Source organism: Cupriavidus sp. GW821-FHT07C08 (assembly GCF_059419025.1).
This window is the reverse complement of the sequence record NZ_JBWKQZ010000005.1, coordinates 224117-242535: the sequence shown is the minus strand read 5'-3', so window position 1 is coordinate 242535 and position 18419 is coordinate 224117. Positions and strand designations below refer to the sequence as shown.

The 18419-nt window shown below is 68.9% G+C and carries 18 protein-coding genes; 7 read left to right on the top strand and 11 right to left on the bottom strand.

Going from position 1 to position 18419, the window contains the following annotated elements; genetic code table 11:
- The first annotated feature begins 42 nt into the window (after nt 1–42).
- The 4 genes from AC07UK_RS09435 (at nt 43) to AC07UK_RS09420 (ending at nt 3248) form a co-directional block, all read left to right on the top strand.
- Nucleotides 43–777: an aspartate/glutamate racemase family protein gene (locus tag AC07UK_RS09435; protein ID WP_492357975.1), complete on the top strand. Its 735-nt coding sequence runs from the start codon at nt 43–45 to the stop codon at nt 775–777.
- Nucleotides 778–815: 38 nt separating this feature from the next.
- On the top strand, nt 816–1805 hold the full coding sequence (gene puuE, locus AC07UK_RS09430) for an allantoinase PuuE (protein WP_494685911.1): 990 nt from the start codon (nt 816–818) through the stop codon (nt 1803–1805).
- 89 nt (nt 1806–1894) lie between these two features.
- Nucleotides 1895–2713, top strand: a complete 819-nt coding sequence (locus AC07UK_RS09425; RefSeq protein WP_494685905.1) for a GntR family transcriptional regulator — start codon at nt 1895–1897, stop codon at nt 2711–2713.
- Between the two features lie 115 nt (nt 2714–2828).
- Nucleotides 2829–3248: a cupin domain-containing protein gene (locus AC07UK_RS09420; protein WP_436224595.1), complete on the top strand. Its 420-nt coding sequence runs from the start codon at nt 2829–2831 to the stop codon at nt 3246–3248.
- 37 nt (nt 3249–3285) lie between these two features.
- On the opposite strand, the gene AC07UK_RS09415 is transcribed toward AC07UK_RS09420, so the two are convergent.
- From AC07UK_RS09415 to AC07UK_RS09400, 4 genes are all read right to left on the bottom strand, one after another.
- Complete coding sequence (locus AC07UK_RS09415; RefSeq protein ID WP_494685904.1) at nt 3286–3666, bottom strand: DUF427 domain-containing protein; 381 nt, start codon at nt 3664–3666, stop codon at nt 3286–3288.
- 101 nt (nt 3667–3767) lie between these two features.
- Nucleotides 3768–4760, bottom strand: a complete 993-nt coding sequence (locus AC07UK_RS09410) for a tripartite tricarboxylate transporter substrate binding protein (protein ID WP_494685903.1) — start codon at nt 4758–4760, stop codon at nt 3768–3770.
- Nucleotides 4761–4836: 76 nt separating this feature from the next.
- On the bottom strand, nt 4837–5994 hold the full coding sequence (locus tag AC07UK_RS09405; protein WP_436224592.1) for a CaiB/BaiF CoA transferase family protein: 1158 nt from the start codon (nt 5992–5994) through the stop codon (nt 4837–4839).
- An 8-nt stretch (nt 5995–6002) separates the two neighbouring features.
- The gene (locus tag AC07UK_RS09400) at nt 6003–6950 is read right to left on the bottom strand and encodes a hydroxymethylglutaryl-CoA lyase (RefSeq protein ID WP_436224591.1); all 948 of its coding nucleotides are present in this window, start codon (nt 6948–6950) and stop codon (nt 6003–6005) included.
- A gap of 220 nt (nt 6951–7170) precedes the next feature.
- Between AC07UK_RS09400 and AC07UK_RS09395 the strand changes: the two genes are divergently transcribed.
- Complete coding sequence (locus AC07UK_RS09395) at nt 7171–8133, top strand: LysR family transcriptional regulator (RefSeq protein ID WP_436224590.1); 963 nt, start codon at nt 7171–7173, stop codon at nt 8131–8133.
- A gap of 183 nt (nt 8134–8316) precedes the next feature.
- Complete coding sequence (locus AC07UK_RS09390) at nt 8317–9009, top strand: SDR family NAD(P)-dependent oxidoreductase (RefSeq protein WP_494685902.1); 693 nt, start codon at nt 8317–8319, stop codon at nt 9007–9009.
- Here the strand turns inward: AC07UK_RS09390 and AC07UK_RS09385 are convergent.
- Nucleotides 8996–9952, bottom strand: a complete 957-nt coding sequence (locus tag AC07UK_RS09385) for a LysR family transcriptional regulator (protein ID WP_494685901.1) — start codon at nt 9950–9952, stop codon at nt 8996–8998. The genes AC07UK_RS09390 and AC07UK_RS09385 overlap by 14 nt on opposite strands.
- Before the next feature lie 118 nt (nt 9953–10070).
- Here AC07UK_RS09385 and AC07UK_RS09380 point away from each other — a divergent pair, with 118 nt between their 5' ends.
- Entirely contained in the window at nt 10071–10748 is a 678-nt protein-coding gene (locus tag AC07UK_RS09380) for a type 1 glutamine amidotransferase domain-containing protein (RefSeq protein ID WP_494685900.1), read from the top strand.
- 130 nt (nt 10749–10878) lie between these two features.
- Here AC07UK_RS09380 and AC07UK_RS09375 read toward each other — a convergent pair whose 3' ends face one another.
- The 6 genes from AC07UK_RS09375 to AC07UK_RS09350 form a co-directional block, all read right to left on the bottom strand.
- Nucleotides 10879–13311 carry a penicillin acylase family protein gene (locus tag AC07UK_RS09375; protein WP_494685899.1) on the bottom strand — a complete coding sequence of 811 codons (2433 nt, stop codon included), beginning with the start codon at nt 13309–13311 and terminating at the stop codon, nt 10879–10881.
- Nucleotides 13312–13436: 125 nt separating this feature from the next.
- Complete coding sequence (locus AC07UK_RS09370; protein ID WP_494685910.1) at nt 13437–15020, bottom strand: sulfite reductase subunit alpha; 1584 nt, start codon at nt 15018–15020, stop codon at nt 13437–13439.
- Nucleotides 15021–15031: 11 nt separating this feature from the next.
- Nucleotides 15032–16039 (bottom strand): FAD:protein FMN transferase, encoded by a 1008-nt coding sequence (locus AC07UK_RS09365; RefSeq protein ID WP_494685898.1) that lies wholly within the window; start codon nt 16037–16039, stop codon nt 15032–15034.
- A gap of 14 nt (nt 16040–16053) precedes the next feature.
- The gene (locus tag AC07UK_RS09360) at nt 16054–16893 is read right to left on the bottom strand and encodes a DUF4198 domain-containing protein (protein WP_479939045.1); all 840 of its coding nucleotides are present in this window, start codon (nt 16891–16893) and stop codon (nt 16054–16056) included.
- 18 nt (nt 16894–16911) lie between these two features.
- Nucleotides 16912–17436, bottom strand: a complete 525-nt coding sequence (locus AC07UK_RS09355; protein WP_436224583.1) for a DUF2271 domain-containing protein — start codon at nt 17434–17436, stop codon at nt 16912–16914.
- A 55-nt stretch (nt 17437–17491) separates the two neighbouring features.
- The gene (locus AC07UK_RS09350; protein WP_494685897.1) at nt 17492–18148 is read right to left on the bottom strand and encodes a PepSY-associated TM helix domain-containing protein; all 657 of its coding nucleotides are present in this window, start codon (nt 18146–18148) and stop codon (nt 17492–17494) included.
- Nucleotides 18149–18419 lie beyond the last annotated feature (271 nt).

The window sequence follows — 18419 nt, the reverse complement described above, 5'->3', positions numbered from 1 at the left end:
TTCGACTGCACGTTTCCGACCGCACTTAGCAGAGCCGCCTCCATGAAGCTGAAGATCATCAACCCCAATACCACCCAGAGCATGACCGACAAGATCGGGCAGTGCGCCGTCGCCGTGGCGGCACCGGGCACGCGCATCAGCGCGGTCAGCCCGCGCATGGGACCGGCTTCCATCGAAAGCCACTATGACGAAGCCCTGTCCGTGCCCGGCATCCTGGATGAAATCCTGGCCGGCGAGCAGGAAGGCATGGACGGCTACGTCATTGCCTGCTTCGGCGACCCCGGCCTGTACGCGGCGCGCGAGGTGGCGCGCGGGCCGGTGATCGGCATTGCCGAGGCCGCCATGCATATGGCCAGCGTGGTCGGCAGCAGCTTCAGCGTGGTGACCACGCTGGCGCGCACCTGCAATATCGCCTGGCACCTGGCCGAGCGCTACGGCATGAAGCGCTTCTGCAACAACGTGCGCGCCTGCGACCTGCCGGTGCTGGAACTGGAGCGCCCGGGCTCGGACGCGCGCCGCATCATCACCGAAGCTTGCCGCCAGGCGCTGGTTGAAGACCGCAGCGAATGCATCGTGCTGGGCTGCGCCGGCATGACCGACTTGTGCGACGAGATCGCCGACGCCATCGGCGCGCCGGTGATCGACGGCGTGGTGTGCGCGGTCAAGATGGCCGAGGCGCTGGTCTCGGTGCGCCTGGGCACCAGCAAGCGCGGCGACTGGGCGCGGCCGCTGCCCAAGGCGTATGCGGGCATGCTGGCCCCTTATGCATTGAACTGAACCGTATGACTTCCCGATCCATTTCCGACTCCACCACCATGCTCCAGTCCCGCTATCCACGCGATCTCATCGGATACGGCGCCCGGCCGCCGCACGCCCGCTGGCCGGGCGGCGCGCGCGTTGCGCTGCAGTTCGTCCTCAACTACGAAGAAGGCGGCGAAAACTGCGTGCTGCACGGCGACGCCGCCTCCGAGCAGTTCCTCTCCGAGATCGTCGGCGCCGCGGCCTACCCCGACCGCCACATGAGCATGGAGGGCATCTATGAATACGGCTCTCGCGCTGGCGTCTGGCGCCTGCTGCGCGAGTTCGAGAAGCGCGGCCTGCCGCTGACCATCTTCGGCGTATCGATGGCGCTGCAGCGCCATCCGGAACTGACGCGTGCCTTTGTCGAACTGGGCCATGAGATCGCCTGCCACGGCTGGCGCTGGATCCACTACCAGGGCATCGACGAAGCCACCGAGCGCGAACACATGTGCGTCGGCATGCAGATCATCAAGGACCTGACCGGCGAGCTGCCGCTGGGCTGGTACACCGGCCGCGACAGCCCCAACACGCGCCGCCTGGTGGTGGAGCACGGCGGCCTCCTGTATGACTCGGACTACTACGGCGACGACCTGCCCTTCTGGACCGAAGTCGAAGTCACCGGCGGCGAGAAGAAGCCGCACCTGGTGGTGCCGTACACGCTCGACTCCAACGACATGCGCTTCGCCACGCCGCAGGGCTTCAATACCGGCGAACAGTTCTTCCAGTACCTGAAGGACGCGTTCGACGTCTTGTATGATGAAGGCGACCCCGACGGACAGGACAGCCCCAAGATGCTGTCGATCGGCATGCACTGCCGCCTGCTCGGCCGCCCGGGCCGCTTCCGCGCGCTGCAGCGCTTCCTCGACTATGTGCAGGGACACGACAAGGTGTGGATCTGCCGCCGTGTCGACATCGCCCGGCATTGGGCGCAGGTGCACCCGTTCGAAGCTGCCGGTGGTGCCGCAGCCGCGGGCACGATGCGCGAGGAAGTTGCCCCGGCCTGACAAATGCCGTCTGTGTCGCCATATTTGTGTACGATATAGCCGTCTTTCGTCGCCAGTTCCGGCGACAGGCCGAATGTCCGTCCCCTGATATGGCAACCACATCGAAGAAGGCGGCGCCCGGCGCGGCAGCAAAAACGCCGCGCCGGCCCGCGTCCAAGGCAACACTGAAAGCGGCACCAAAGTCTGCCGCCAATGCCGCACCGGAGCAAAGTGCCGGCCCGGAGGCCGCCGCCAGCGAGGCCTCCGCCACCGAGGCGATCTACCTCAGCCTGCTGACCGCGATCATGGAGCACCGCCTGCTGGCCGGCACCAAGCTGGTCGAGGAACGGCTGTGCGAAGTGACCGGCGCCAGCCGGGCCCGTATCCGCCAGGTCTTCGCGCGCCTGGCGCATGAGAAGCTGGTCACGCTGGTACCAAACCGCGGCGCCTTTGTCTCCAGCCCCACGGTGGACGAGGCGCGCGAGGTGTTCCAGGCGCGCCGCGTGGTCGAGCCCGCGCTGGCGGCCGAACTGGCCCAGCGTGCCACACCGGCCAAGGTCCGCAGCCTGCGCCGCCATGCGATGGAAGAAGACAACGCACGCGCACGCGGCGACCGCGCCGCGATGATCCGTCTGTCAGGGGAATTCCATATCCTGCTGGCTGAGATGGCCGGCAATGCCATCCTCGAAAAGCTGATCCGCGAGATGGTGTCGCTGACCTGCCTGATCATCACGCTGTACGACCGCCCCGGCGCACCGGCCTGCGCCGAGCATGAGCACCGCCAGCTGATCGACGCGATCGAGCAGCGCGACGCCGCGCGCGCCAGCGCGCTGATGGCGGAACACCTGGAACACATCGAGGGTTCGCTCGACCTGAGCGTGCCCGACAGTGGCGCGCCGGACTTCTACAGCATCTTCAGCAAGGGTTGAAGCATAGTGCGGGGCACCAGCGCGCGTCCCCGTGACCGGCATTGCACTCCGCGCCCGGCAGCCTAGACTGGCTGCATAACAATGCCGCGCGCAATGCGCCGCAGGGAGGTGCGCCATGGCTGTCACTGCCGAACCCGTCACAACCGCCCGTGCACCGCTGGCCTTCGAACGGCTTTACGCGGATGCCGACGGCGAATCCCACTTCGGCCCCCTTTCCGTTGCCATCACCGAGCGCCTGTTTGCACCGCCCGCGCGCGCCTTCTGGGTGTCGCCGCTGGACGAGGCCGCGCGCCAGGGCTTCCTGCTGGTGCCGGCCGGCTGGGTGGGCGCACTGCACCCGTCGCCGCTGCGCATGTGGATCTTCGTGCTGGCTGGAGCGATGGAGTTTGAAGCCAGCGATGGCGAGCAGCGGCCGCTGTCGGCGGGCAGTGCGCTGCTGCTGGAAGACACCACGGGCAAAGGGCATGTCAGCAGGGTCATCGGTACTGCCGATGCCACGCTGGCCGTGGTGCAGTTGCCGGAGAACCGAAGCTGAGCCCGCGGCGTACCGGCAGGGCTTTGGCGGCGCGCGCTCAGGCGCCGAGGATCTCGATGCTGTCGACGCGGTCCGGGTAGAAGGCCAGGTGCGAGGCAATCGCCGCCACCGCGGGGTAAGGCGTCTCGTAGCTCCACACCGCATTGCTCGCGCGCTCGCCGCCGGCGGGGATGGAGAAATAGCTGCAATCGCCCTTGTAGGGGCAGTACGTCGTGTGCGCGGTACGCTCCAGCTGCGTCATGTCGACATGCTCGCGCGGGATGTACTGCACCGGCGGGTAGGTCGCCTCTTGCAGGGTCAGCGCCGCGTCGCTGTCTGCAATGGCAATGCCCGCCACCCTGACCACCACCCTGCCGGCCGTCGGCGTAATGGTGATCGGGTGGTCGGGGCCGGGGATCCTGACTGGCTTGTCGGTCATGGCGCGTCCTCCTGCAGGGCATCGTCACGGGGGCGATGCTGCATTCTAGGCGTTCGCCGCGCGGCCTGCAGGCCGTGCCCGATGGTTCAGCCCAGCCGCCGCTATTCGACCTTGACGTTGGCCTTCTTCACCAGGGCGGCGTAGCGCGTGGCCTCGCTGCGGAAGAAACTGGCGGCCGCCTCGGGTGTGCCGGGCTCGATCACGGTGGCCTGCTTCTTCATGGCTTCCAGCACTTCGGGCGAGGTGAAGGCCCTGGCAAATGCGTCATGCACGCGCTTCACCTCTGCCGGCGGCATGCCGGGGGGGCCGACCACGGCAAACCAGCCGGCGACGTTGTAGCGGGGCAAGCCTTGTTCGGCGATGGTGGGGATGTCCGGCGCGGCGGCCGAGCGCTTGTCGCCGCACACGCCGATCGCGCGCAGCGTGCCGGCCTTCAGGTGCGGCGCCACCGCGTTGAGCGCGACCACGCCCAGCTCCACCTGTCCGGCGATCAGGTCGTTCATCATCGGGCCCGTGCCCTTGTACGGAACGTGGCGCGCACTCACGCCGGCCTCGTCCAGGAACATCTCCCCGGCCAGGTGGATGATGGTGCCATTGCCGGACGACCCGTAGTTGTAGCCGTCGGGCTTGGCCTTGAGCAGCGCCACCAGTTCCTTCACGTTCCTTGCCGGCACCCTGGGATTCACGACAAGCACCAGCGGCGTGGTGCCGATCACGCTGATCGGGGTGATGTCCTTGATGGCATCGAACGGCATCGTGCGGAACACGCTCGGGTTGATGACATGGTTGTTCGAGACCAGCCCGAGCGTGCTGCCGTCCGGCTGCGCCTTGACCACGGCCGCGGCCCCGGTGATGCCGCCGGCGCCGGGCAGGTTCTCGATCACCACCGGCTGGCCAAAGGCCTTGCCCAGGGCCGGACCGGCCGCGCGCGCGATGGTGTCCACGCCGGAGCCGGCGCTGATCGGCAGGATCAGGCGCACCGGCTTGCCGGTGCTGCCCTGCGCGAGCGCGCCGATGCCGGGCGCGGCCAGCGCGGCGGCCATGGTGGCGGCCAGCGCCAGCCCTGACTTGAGAAGGATGCGACGGGGGTGCATGGGGTTGTCTCCGTATCGTTATCGTAGGATCTTTGCGGGCTGCCGCTGTGCCGCGGCATGCCCGTCGTGGTACCGGTCAGCCGTTGCGGCCCTGGCCGAGCTGCGACAGGATCTCTTCGTTGTGCTCGCCGGCCCTGGGCAGCGGCCGGCGCACGCCCGGGCGGCGCCCGCCCATCAGCAGCGGCAGCAGCACCGTGGGCGTGGTCGAGCCGTCGTCGGCCTGCATCGGCACCAGCCCGCCGCTGGCAAGCAGGTGCGGATCGTCGAGCAGCTGGTCCGGGCGCACGATCGGCGCATAGGGGATGCCGGCGGCTTCGAGCTTGGGCGCCAGTTCTGCGCTGCGGTGGTGGCGCAGGATCGCGCCCAGCTCATCGAGCAGTTGCGGACGCACCGCCACGCGCGAGGCATTGCTGGCGTACTCGGGCCTGTCGAGAAGCTCCGGGTGCTCCAGCACCTGGCACAGCGTCACGAACTGCTTGTCGCTGACGGCGCCGATAAACAGCTGCTCGTCGCCAGCCAGCGTGAAGACGTCATACACGCTCCACGCCGACACGCGCGACGGCATCGGCGGCGGCGCCTCGCCGGTCATTGCAAACTGCTGCATATGCTGCGAGGCGAGGAACACGCAGTTCTCGAACAACGCGCTCTGGATCTCCTGGCCGCCCCCGGTGCGGTCGCGCTCGCGCAGCGCGGCCAACACGCCGATGGCGCCGAACATGCCGCCCATGATGTCGTTGACCGAAGTGCCCGCGCGCAGCGGCCGCCCGCTTGGGCCGGTCATGTAGGACAGGCCGCCCATCATCTGCACCACCTCGTCCAGCGCCAGCCGGTTCTCGTACGGGCCGGGCAGGAAGCCCTTGTGCGAAACGTAGATCAGGTGCGGGTAGTCGCGCGACAGCGTGGCGTAGTCCAGCCCCAGCTTCTGCATCAGGCCGGGCCGGAAGTTCTCCAGCAGCACGTCGCTCTGGCCCGCCAGCTCGGCTGCGGCGGCACGCCCTTCCTCGGTGGTGATGTCCAGCACCACGCTCTTCTTGTTGCGGTTGAAGGCGCGGAAGAAGCCGATGCCCAGGCCCGGCAGGTTGCGCGTCTTGTCGCCGCCGGGCGGCTCCACCTTGATCACTTCGGCGCCCAGGTCGGCCAAGATCATGCCGCAGGTGGGGCCCATCACCATATGCGTGAATTCGACCACGCGGATGCCGGCCAGCGGCAGGGAGTTGCTGTTGTCTTGGGTCATCTTGCGTCTCAGGCAGCGGCGCCAGCGTGCTGGGCCGGGAAGGTCTTGGGCAGGCCGGCGCGCCACAGCGTGCCGTGCAGGGTTTCGTCCTTGAGCCAGGCAGCCACGTCTTCACGCAGCGCCAGCAGGCGGCCGATATCGATGCCGGTATCGATGCCCATGCTGCCGAGCATGTAGGCCAGGTCTTCGGTCGTGACATTGCCGCTGGCGCCGGGCGCGTGCGGGCAGCCGCCGATGCCGGCCAGGCAGGCGTCAAAGCGGCTCACGCCGGTTTCCAGGGCCGCGTGGACATTGGCCAGGCCAAGCCCGCGGGTATCGTGGAAATGGCCGCACCAGAAGCGCTCGCCGGCAATATCGAGCGCACGCGCAAACAGCTCGCGCACCATGCGCGGGTCGGCATAGCCGACGGTATCGGCCAGGCTGACGCGGTCGGCGCCGGCATCTAGCAGCGCCTGCATCAGGCGCAGCACTTCATCGGGATCGACATGGCCCTGCAGCGTGCAGCCGAATGCGGTGCCGACACCGCCTTCGATCAGCGTCTTCGCGCCGCTGGCATCGCGCGCGGCACGAATGCGTGCCACTTCAGCCACCACGTCATCCGGCGTCTTGCGCAGGTTGGCCAGGCTGTGCGCATGGCTGGCCGACAGCGGCACGAGCACCAGGTCCGCACCGCTGGCCAGCGCATCCTGCGCGCCGCGCAGGTTGGGCACCAGCACCGAGACGAACAGCCCCGGCAGCGTGCGCGCGAACGCGACCAGCTGCGCGGTATCGGCCAGTTGCGGCAGCAGGTGCGCCGGCACGAACGAGCCGACTTCCAGCTCACGCAGGCCGGCCGCGTACGCGCCGCGAATCCACGCTTCCTTGCTGGCCGTGGGCAGGATGGTGCGGATGCTCTGCAGGCCATCGCGCAATCCGACTTCGCGGATAACGGCGTGGCGGGGAAAGGGAGCAGACATGATTCAGGGTCTTCCGGTTTGCGCCCCGCGGCGGGGGCGACGGAAGAACTCTATGAGTTTCTGCCCAAGAGCTGAAGCGGTGATTTACGCACGATAACCTTCCGAACCGGAATGTCTGCCTGGCGCCGCACAGCGACATCCAGGAATTCCCGGATGAATGATTACCGGCAACAAAAGAGGCTTACCATTCCATTCCGGAAACCCGCAGTCCCTCACAGCCATGCGAGACCTCGACCTCACCACCCTGCGCCTGTTCGTCGCCGTCTGCGAAACCCGCAACATGGCGCGCGCGGGCGAGCAGGAGCACATCGTGGCATCCGCCATCAGCAAGCGGCTGGCGCAACTGGAGGAGACCGTGGGCGCAACCCTGCTGGAACGCCGCCGCCGCGGCGTGATCCCGACGCCCGCGGGCGAGATGGTGCTGGCGCATGCGCGCGCCATGCTGGCGGCGGCGGACCGCGTCGCGCGCGACATGGCCGACTACGGCGCCGGCATCCGCGGGCAGGTGCGGCTGCTGGCCACGGTCTCGTCGATGGCGGAATCGCTGCCGGACGATATTGCCGCCTTCCTGCAGCAGCCGGCCAACCGCGACGTGCGCGTGACCATCGAGGAAAGCCTGAGCAGCGACGTGGTGCGCGCGCTGCGCGAGGGCTCGGCGCCGTTGGGCATCTGCTGGGACGCGGCCGACCTGGAGGGCTTCCAGATCCGGCCCTACCGCACCGACCACCTGGCGGCAGTGGTACATGCCTTGCATCCGCTGGCGCAGGCCGAGGACTGCCGCTTCGAGGACACGCTGGACTACGACCATATCGGCATGCCCGCCCAGACCGCGGTGCAGACCATGCTGACGCGCTATGCGGCCATCCTCGGGCGCGGCATTGCCTACCGCGCGGTGGTCTCGACCTTCGACGCTGCGCTGCGCTGTGTGCGCGCCAACCTGGGCATCACCATCATCCCGGCCGAGATCGCCGCGCCGATCGCGCCCACCTTCGGCCTGCGCGTGATCCCGCTGCGCAACGACTGGGCGCGGCGGCGCTTTGCGATCTGCTTTCGCGACCTGGAACTGCTGTCACCGGCGGCGAGGCTGCTGGTGGCCTTCCTTGAACAGACCGCGGCAGCGGAAGCGGCGGCTGCCCCCGCGGACACCGCGCCAGTGCGCAAGCCACGGCGCAATCGGCAATGACGCCGGCCCGGCGCGCAACTTCCTGTGCCGTTCAAGGGTTAGCCCGAGGCAATTTCGCAAGCAAATGTTGGGGGGCGGTGCGTAGACTGGCTTGCGTTTTCGCCCCGGCCCACGATGGTAAGAGCCGGCCCCGGGCGATGCTGACCCTGACCATGCGCGCCACGACGGCGCGGGAGCACACAAATGAACTTCAACGGCAAGAACGTATTGATCACCGGCGCACGCGGCAACCTGGGCCGCGCCGTGGCACAGGCCTTTGCGCAGGCGGACGCGCGCGTGGTGCTGCTGGACCGGCATGTGGCGCCGCTGCCCGAAGCGGGCACCGGCCACCTGGCGCTGCAGGCGGACCTGCTGGATGCCGCCCAACTGAGCGAGGCCGTCGCGCAAGCGGTTCAGGCCTGCGGGCGCATCGACGTGGTGTGTAACCTGGCCGGTGGCTTCGCCATGGGCCCAAGCGTGCATGAAACCAGCGCCGACGCCTGGAACCACCTGTTCGACATGAACGTGGGCACGGTGCTGAACATGGCGCGCGCGGTGGTGCCGCACATGCTGGCCGCCGCCGGCGGCGCCATCGTCAACGTGGGCGCCAACTCGGCAGCGCGCGGGCTGGCGCAGATGAGCGCCTATTGCGCCTCGAAGGACGCGCTGGCGCGCGTGACCGAATCGATGTCGGCAGAGCTGCGCGACCAGGGCATACGCGTCAACGCGGTGCTGCCCAGCGTGCTGGATACCCCCGAGAACCGCCAGGCCATGCCGGATGCCGATGCCACGCGCTGGGTCAGCCTGGACGCGTTGGCCGATGTGATCCTGTTCCTGGCCTCGGATGCGGCGCGCGCCGTGCAAGGCGCGCTGCTGCCGGTGGTCAACCGCGCCTGACGCGGGACTTGCGCGCGGCCGGCTCGGCCGCGCTGATGGCACTGGCCACCTCCTGGATCTGCTGGCGCAGCCAGCGCCGCAGCCGGTCGGCATCGGTGCGCGCGTGCCAGATCTGCATCATGTCGACCTGGGGCAGCGCGAACGGGACCGGCAGCAGCACTAGTTCAGGGTCGCGCGCCACGGCCTCTTCCGCGACCGAGCGCAGGCAGGTCAGCAGCAGTTCCGTGCCGCGCACCAGCCGGCTCGGGGCAAGGAAGCTCGACAACCCCGCCACTACTGTGCGCTTGTGCCCCTGCCGCGCCAACGCGCGGTCGACCACGCCGTTGAGGTCGCCGGTCAGCGTGGTCAGCAGGTGCTCGCACGCCAGGAAGGCGTCGAGATCGAGGCCGTCGGCGATGCGCGGATTGGCGCGCGAGGCCAGCACCACGAAGTCCTCGCTGCATAGCCGCTGCTGATGGAAGGTATCAGGCAGGTTCTCATAGAAGCCCGCAATCGCCAGGTCGCAGGTGCCCTTCTCCAGTTCCTCGCGCGGCAGCTCGCCGCGCGTGTTGTGCGTGACCAGCACCACGCCCGGCGCCTGGCTGCGCAGCCGCGGCAGCAGGGCGGGCAGCAGCAGCTGCTCCATGTAGTCGGTGGTGTAGATATGCAGGTGCTCGCTACGCGCCAGGTAGTCATGCCCGGCACAGGCGTCATAGAACGCGTCCAGGTCCCCGACCAGCCGCTGCACCTGCGGCGCCAGCGCATGCGCACGCGGCGTCGGCGTCAGTCCGCGCGGCGCGCGCACGAACAGCGGATCGCCCAGCTCATCGCGCAGGCGGTTGAGCTTGTGGCTCAACGCCGGCTGGCTCAGCGCCATGCGCGCGGCCGCGCGCGAGGCATTGCCCTCCTGGTACAGCACGTGGAACACGTACAGCAGGTTAAGGTCCTTGCTGCCGATATTCATTTTTTGGATAGCAGAGATCGAATAATAGAAGTTTTCGAATCATAGTCCGCTGCCTAGGATGTTGCCAGTGCCGCGGCATTTCAGCCCGGCTGCCTGTGAACCGACATGGAGCGGAACAATGAACATCCTGATGGTGCTGACCTCCCACGACCAGCTGGGCAATACCGGCCACAAGACCGGCTTCTGGCTGGAGGAATTCGCCGCGCCCTACTACGTCTTCAAGGACGCCGGCGCCGACATCACGCTGGCCTCGCCCAAGGGCGGCCAACCGCCGATCGACCCGAAAAGCGACGATCCCGGCGCCCAGACCGACGCCACCCGGCGCTTCCAGGGTGACCCGGCCGCCAAGGCCGCACTGGCCAGCACGCTGACGCTGGACCAGGTGAAGGCCGAAGACTTCGATGCCATCTTCTATCCGGGCGGCCACGGCCCATTGTGGGACCTGGCCGAAGACAAGCGCTCGGTCGCGCTGATCGAGCAGTTCGACCGCGCCGGCAAGCCGGTGGGAGCGGTATGCCACGCACCGGCGGTGTTCCGCCATACCAAGGGCGCGGACGGGGAACCGCTGGTCAAGGGCAAGGAGGTGACCGGCTTCACCAACAGTGAGGAGGAAGCCGTGCAGCTGACCAAGGTGGTGCCCTTCCTGGTGGAGGACATGCTCAAGGCCAACGGCGGACGGTTCACGCGTGGCGAGGACTGGGCCAGCTATGTCGTGGTCGCAGGGCGACTGGTGACCGGGCAGAATCCGGCATCGTCTGATGCGGCGGCGGAGGCGTTGTTGAAGATGTTGAAGTAAGAGAAAGCGGCAAGCGCCTCGTCCGCTGCCGCCTCTCGGCTCCCGCCGGCTTGCACCACTCGCCCGCTTGCGGGAGAGGGGTGCGTGTGCCAGGCTTCATGGCTACTTCAGACGCACGAGTTCCCCACCCTCATTGCGGCACCAACTCCAACCGTTCCCGGCTAGCCTTCTCCACCGCCTTGCGCGTATACACCAGCGGGAAATACTCCCCCTTCGCCCACAACGGCGCCAGGTCCCGGTAATGCGGGCTGGCCGGATTCCCTGACTGCCCCGGCGTGTTGACCACGCGCGAGGCATCCCAGTTGCCCACGTCCAGCACCATGCGGAACGACGCGCCGGCGGTCAGGCGGAAGTCCGTGTTGCGGTAGCTGGTGTTCATCGGCGTGAAGGCCGAGCCGCCGATCGGGCCGGCGTTGACGTTGAACTGCTGGCGTTCCGCGTCGCTCAGGATCGGGTCCATCGGATGCGTGAACACGGCGGTGTGGAGCTTGCCCCATTGCCATGCGCGCGGATCGGGACCGAGCTTGGCTTCGAGTTCCACCATGGCGGCTTTCAGCGATTCCAGCATCACCGCATTGCGCCGCTCCGCCGGCATCCGCGGCCCGGGCTGCTCCCGCACCGCCAGCACGCGCGCGGCATCGCCCGCGCCCACCAGCCGCGCGGCTTCGGGTGGCAGCACGGCGCGCACCACGGCCTGGCGCAGGTGCTTGCTGAACCAGACCTCGAACAGGGCCGCGGCGGCGCTGTCCGCGCGCTCGTTGCCGTCCCAGTTGCGCAGCAGGTCCAGGCCGCGGGCCAGTTGCGGGTCATCGCTGCGCACATCCTTCAGCATCGCGACCGCGCGCTGCGCCGGCAGCGACACGGTGTCGTTCTGCCACGCCATCGAGTCCTGCACCGAACTGCGCGCATTGGCTCCCACCAGAGCCTTGAGCCGGCGCGCGCGCGAGCTGTCGCTCCATTCGTAGCCCACGCCAAGTTTCGCGGCGGGATGCTCGGGCGGGATGTTGTTCTCGTTGGCGGTGACTATATAGCCTGGCGCGGGGTTGAAGGCCCACGGCAGTTCGTCCATGTTGCGGTAGCCGGCCCACTCATAGCGGCCATCGCCCGCCACCGGCGTGAGGCCGTCCCAGTTGGGCCGCTTGACGGTCAGCCCGCCCGGGATCCAGCCGATATTGCCACTGGTGTCGGCATAGACCTGGTTTTCGCCGGGCGCGCCCCAGCGGTTCATGGCGGCGCGGAACTGGTCCCAGTTGCGCGCGCGCATATAGTCCATCGAGCCGAAGTACGGCGCCATGCCGTAGTCGAGCCACGCGGCGCGCAGCGCCCAGGCCTGTGCACGGCCGGCATCGGCGACCAGCACCGGGCCGTGGCGCGTGAAGTCGATGGTGACTTTACGCGGTGTGGACTCGCCCTTGACCACGATCTCTTCGGTGATGGTCTCCATCGGTTCCCAGCGGCCCTTGTACTTGTACTCATGCGGGTTGGCCGGATTGAGCTCGTAGCCGTACAGGTCCTCCTGGTCCATGTAGAAGCGCGTCAGGCCGAAGGCGATGGTGCCGTTGTGCCCAATCGAGATGCCGGGCAGGAACGGCTCGCCCGCGCCGATCACCGACATCCCCGGCGCGTTCAGGTGGCTGATATAGCGCAGGCTGGGCGCGCCGTGCGAGCGGTGCGGGTCGTTGGCCAGGATCGGGCGGCCGGTGGTGGTGCGCTTGCCGCCGATGACCCAGTTGTTCGACCCGAGGCTGCGGCCGGTGTCGCTGTTGGGGTCCACCAGTGCGTAGAGCTGGTCGAGCGGGATGCTGGCGGCTTGCGCATTGCCCCACGCCTCTTTCGGGAAGCGCGCTGCGGCAGTGGCCAGTTCGTAGGCGCGGCGCAGTTCGGCGGCGGGAACCGTGCAGGGGTCGATGCCGGGACTGAGCCTGGGCTCGATCTGCGGGTCGAGTTCGCGGCGCAGCCAGTCGGCACGCGAGGCGTCCTGTTTGGCCTGGCAATAGAGCTGGGCGCGTTCGACTTCGCCGGTGAAGTTGAGCGTCAGGCCGTGGTGGCGGATGCGCACGATGTCTTCGGCCTGCCAGCGCGCAGGCTTGTAGTTGAGCTTGCGGAATTCGGGCGGCAGCAGCTCGGGCTTCTGCTCGGTCAGCGCCACATAGGCGTTCACCCCGGCCACGAAGGCCTCGGCCACGCGCTTGGCGTCGGAGCCATAGGCCAGCCATTCGCGGTACATGTCGCCGCGAAACAGCACCGCGCGCGCCATGCGGTCGCCGTCGGCATAGGCCGGGCCGAAATCCCTGGCCATCTCGCCAAGTCCGCGCTTGCGCCACAGGTCGATCTGCCACAGGCGGTCGCGCGCGGCCATGAAGCCCTGCACGAAGAAGGCGTCGTAGAGCGTGCCGGCATAGATATGCGGCACGCCCCAGCGGTCGACCAGCACGCTGGCGGGCTTTTCCAGGCCGGGCACGGCAAGCAGGTTGTTGCGGGCGGGGGCTTCGGCCATGGCGGCCGGGATGGTGGTGGCGAGCAGGGCCAGCGCAGCGATCAGGCGGCGGGGGGTACGTAACATCAGGTCTCCTCGGTGTTGTGATTGGCTGCAGATGTCTTGCAGTTCACACCGAAGATAGTGCATCCCCGCCCAGCGCGCGAGCCATACGGCCGATCTCCGCACGGCGCGTGTCGCTGCGGATCCGCTCAGTAGACGTCGCGCCGGTAGCGGCCGTCGTCGGCAAGCCGGCGTAGCGCGTCTTCGCCGAGGATCCCGGCCAGTGCGTCATGGACGCCGCCGGCCATGCCCTGCAGGCTGCCGCAGACGTAGACGGCCGCGCCGTCCGCCACCCATTGGCGCACCATATCGCCCTGCGCGCGCAGGGCGTCCTGCACGTAGCGCGGCGCGCCGCCGTCGCGCGACCAGGCATGGTCCACGCGCTGCAGCGTGCCGTCGGCCTGCCATGCGGCGAGTTCCCCGGCAAAGAACGCGTCGTGCTGCGCCGAGCGCTCGCCGAACAGCAGCCAGTTGCGGCGCTGCCCGGCCGCGGCGCGGGCCTTGAGCTGGGCGCGCAGCCCAGCCAGCCCGGTGCCGTTGCCGACCAGGATCAGTGGCCGGTCATCGGCCGGCGGGTGGAAGCTGCGGTTGGTACGGATGCGCAGCGCGATGCGGGTGCCCACGGCCGCGTGCTCGGTCAGCCAGCCTGAGGCCAGGCCGAGGCGGCCGTCGCCGTAGCGGGTCTGTCGCACCAGCAGTTCGAGTTGCCCGTCCTGCGGCAGCGAGGCGATCGAATACTCGCGGTGCGGCAGCGGCGGCAGCGTGTCCACCAGTTGCTGCGGCGGCAGGCCTTGCATCGCCGTGAAGTGCGGTTGAGGCAATGGCATGCGCGTGGCCATGGCCTCGACCAGGGTGGTGTCGCGGCCATCGCAGCGCACGGGCGTGGCGCCGTCCAGGCCAAGCCGCGCCAGCAGCCGTTCAACCTCGGCCGGCGCGTGGCACGGGCCGATCTCGGCGATGTCGCCCGCTTGCCAGTCCATTGCCGCATCGCCCTGCGGCGCCAGCGACAGGTGGAACGCCGGCGCGCCCTGGCTGCCGGGGTTCAGATGGTGGCGTTGCACGAGCCGCCAGCTGGCATAGCGCGGGCGTTCCCAGTCGGCAATCTCCGCGCCGCCGCTCAGGGCCGACAGGTGGTTCTGCCAGTGGCGCAGCGCGCCGGCGTCGCCGTTGTCGACTTCGACCAGGTCAAAGAGCGGCTGCGCACGGTGGCGCTGCAGCCAGCCGTCGAGCGCGTGGCCGAAGGCGCAGAAGCGCGCGTAGCTACTGTCGCCGAGCGCGAGGATGCCGTAGCGCAAGGACTGCAGGCCATCCGCGCCAGCCAGCAAGCGGCGCGCAAAACCGGACGCGCTGTCGGGGGCGTCGCCCTCGCCGGTGGTGCTGACCAGGAACAGCGCCTGGCGGCATGCCTGCAGGCGCCGCGCATCGACATCGGCCAGCGACAGCAGTTGCACCGTCACGCCCGCGCCCTGCAGCGCGGTGGCGGTCTGCAGCGCCAGCTGTTCGGCAAACCCGGTCTGCGAGGCATAGGCAATTAGCGTCGCGCTTTCTTCCGTGCCAGCCAGCGCCGTCACGCGCGCGCGCCGCTGGCGATGGTGGGCAAGCACCGCGCTGCAGAAGCCTGCATAGGCGGACACCACGCCGGCCGCCATGGCCACCCGCGACGGCCCTAGCACGGACAGCGCCAGGCCGCCGGCAACGGCGAGCCAGCTTGCTCCGGCGATCGCGGACGGCATGGCCTTCGCGCTCATGCCAGCATCGCGGCAAAGGCCGGCGAAAGATGTTCGTCGAAGCCGTCCGGCGTGCGCACCAGGAAGCGCGCGGCAATGCCGTGGCGGAGTGCATGCGCCATGCCGGCCTCCGGGCCCAGCACGGTCAGCGCGGTGGACAGCGCATCGGCCAGCATGCACTGCCCATGGATGACCGTGACCGAGGCCAGCGCTTGGCTGGCCGGATAGCCGGTGCGCGGATCGATGGTATGGGCGTAGCGGCGACCGTCGCTGTCGAAATAGCGGCGATAGTCGCCGGAGGTGGCGACGGACAGGCCGTGCAGCGCCACCAGCGTCTGCCCCGCGGCATCGCTGTCCAGGCCGGGTGGTGATTCCAGCGCAACCCACCACGGCATGCCGTCGGGCTTGACGCCATGGCCGCGCAGTTCGCCGCCGATCTCGGTCAGGTGGTGGTCCAGGCCCTGTTCACACAGGTAGCCTGCCACCGCGTCGACGGCAAAGCCCTTGGCGATGGCGCAGAAGTCCAGCGACACGCCGCCTGGCTGCCGGGCGCGCCGGCCCGCCGCATCGACTTCGATGCGGGCCCAGCCGCAGCGGCTGCGCGTGGCCTGCACCGCGTCTGGCGACGGTGGCGCGGTGCGCGCCGGGGCGGGGCCGAAGCCCCACAGGTCCACCAGCGGGCCGGCGCTCGGATCATAGGCGCCGCCGCTGTCGCGCGCCACCTGCAGCGCGCATTGCAGCACCGCGAAGCAATCATCCGGCAGCGCGTGCCAGTTGCCCGGCGCCGCGCGGTTGAAGCGACTCAGGTCAGAATCCGCTTCCCAGTTGCTCATCCGCGCGATCACGCCATCGAGCACGGCCTGGATGCCGGCTGCGATGCCGTGGGCATCCGCCGCGGGCGGCAGCAGCGCCGCCACCGACCAGGTCGTGCCCATGGTCGCGCCGCCCCAGCGCTGCAGCCGCATGTCGGCGGCGGGCAGCTGCGGCGGCGCGGACAGCGCAACGGGGACCAGGACGCGGTTCAAACCCGGCAACCGGCTTATTGCGGCAGCACTTCCACCGTCACCGCATAGACGGCGCGGCGCGACCTGGCCTGCTTGAAGGTGGTCTTGTCGTCCTTCACCTCCGCTTCCATCCAGTACATGCCGGCGGCCGGCCACTTGACGCTGAACTTGCCGTCGGCGTCGGTGGTGGCGCTGAACTCCTGCAGCTGGTCGCGGTAGCGGATACCGCCCGGCACCACCGAGACCTTCAGGTTGCTGGCGGGCTTGCCGTCGAGCAGCAGGCGGAAGCTGGCGGTGTCGCCCGCGACCAGGTCGTTCGGGTGCGTGATCGGCGCCAGTTCCAGGCCGCGGCCGACGGTGCGCAGGCCCTTGTCGCTGGGCTTGCCGGCGGTGACGAAGGATTCGATGCGGCCTTCGGCCTGGGTGACCTGCAGATCCTGCGCATTGGCCGGGACTTCCTTGGCGAAGTTCTCGGCGGTGCCACGCCAGCGCTTGGCCTGGCCGTCGACCTTGTAGCTGGCGAACAGGCCGTTGTTGACCACCGCCACGCGGTATGTGCCGGGCTGGGTCAGGTGCAGGTCGAAGGTGCTGCGGTACTTGCCGGTGGCCGCGTTCTCGGCCTTGACGGCGCTGCCGTCGGGCGCGGTCACCTGCAGGTTGTCGAGCCGCATCGGCACGTGCTCGAAATAGAACAGGTCGTTGGAGACCGCGGCGTCCACGGTCACCCACGGATCGCTGCCGGACAGCACGGTGGCCGACGGCAGCAGCCACTGGCGGTGCGCGTGCGCGGCCAGCGGCGCCAGGGCGGCCAGGGCGAGCACGGCCACGCGGGTGGCCATGCGGGAAGATGCGGCGGACATCAGGGAAGGTTTCATCGTCGGGCTCCGGAAGGATTACGGCTTCAGTTCGACGGTCACGCCGCCGAGTTCGTGTTCGCCCTTGGCGCGGGCGGTCTGTGCGGCTTGCGGCGGCCACGTGAACGGCACGCGCAGCAGCTCGCGCCCGCCCACTTCACGCGCGGCTTCCACCACCAGCTGGTAGTTGCCCGCGGGCAGCTTGCCCAGCGGCGCCTTGCCGTCGCTGAAGCTCACGCTGTGCTCGCCCGGCGCGCGCGTGGCGCCGGAGACGCCGTCGGCCGGAATGTGCAGGTCGCGGCCGGCCTTGCGCCACCACTGGCGCATGTCCTTGAGCCACTTGGTGCCTTCGCCGTCCTTGAGCTTGCCGTCGTACCAGACCGCCAGGGTCTGCACCGGGCTCTGGTCGGCGCGCTCGACCCACATCGCCACGTAGGGGCGGTGGTACTCGGCCACGGTCAGGCGCGGGATGTCGACCTTGACGCTGAGATCCGCGGCCAGCGCGGGGCCGGCCAGGGGAACCGCGGCCATGCCGGTCAGGGTGACGGAGAGCAGTCGGCGCATATCGGAGAAACCTCGTCAGTGAGATGCAGGAAGGAAAACGGTTGGAACGGTTGATTCAATGGATAAGCAGGATCGCCAGCAGCACCGGCACCACCAGCCCCAGCCCCACCAGCGGCCAGGTCCCCACGCGCCCGGCCGCATGCAGCTTGAGCAGGAACAGGCCGGTCACGCTGAAGACCAGGCACGCCAGCGCGAACACATCCAGGAACAGGCTCCACGCAGCGCCGGTGTTGCGGCCCTTGTGCAGGTCGTTCAGGTAAGAGATGACGCCGCGCGTGGTTTTCTCGTACTGGGCTTCGCCGCTGTCGAGTTCCAGGCTGACCCAGGCGTCGCCGCCCGGGCGCGGCAGCGCCACGTAGATCTCGTCGGCGGACCATTCGGCCTCGCGCCCGCTGGCGTCGATGTCCAGCGCCTGCGCCAGCCAGTCGGCCAGCACCGCCGGCACCGGCGCCTTCTTTTCACGCGCCTGGGCATCGCCCGCCGGCGCTTCGGCCCGCACCTGGTCGAGCACGCGCGTGGGCATGGCGGCGTGGCGGGTCTCGACCGCGGGCCTGGCCTCGATCTGTGCGGCGTGGTTGAGCGTGAAGCCGGTGACGGCAAACAGCAGCATCCCGATCAGGCAGATCGCGGAACTGATCCAGTGCCACTGGTGGAGATGCTTGAGCCAGAAGGCACGGCGCTGCTGGCCGGAGGCCGGCTGGGTTTCGGTCATTGCGGTTGGTCGGCGGGCGCAGCCCAGTGGCGGCCCGGTCTTGCCCTGTGTACGGATAGCTGGAGCGCCCCTTGTGCGCATCACACGGCGCTCAGGTGTGCCATTGTCTGCACAATGGCTGGCGGAAGAGAGAAGGATAATCGTTCGCATTTGAAATCGCAAACGATCCGGGGATGCCGCTGAGTTACAGCGCATTACAACTTGAAGCAGCGGGACGGATCACTTGTCGTCGGGCCATCCGATTCGCTGGAAGAGATGTGCAATGCACAAG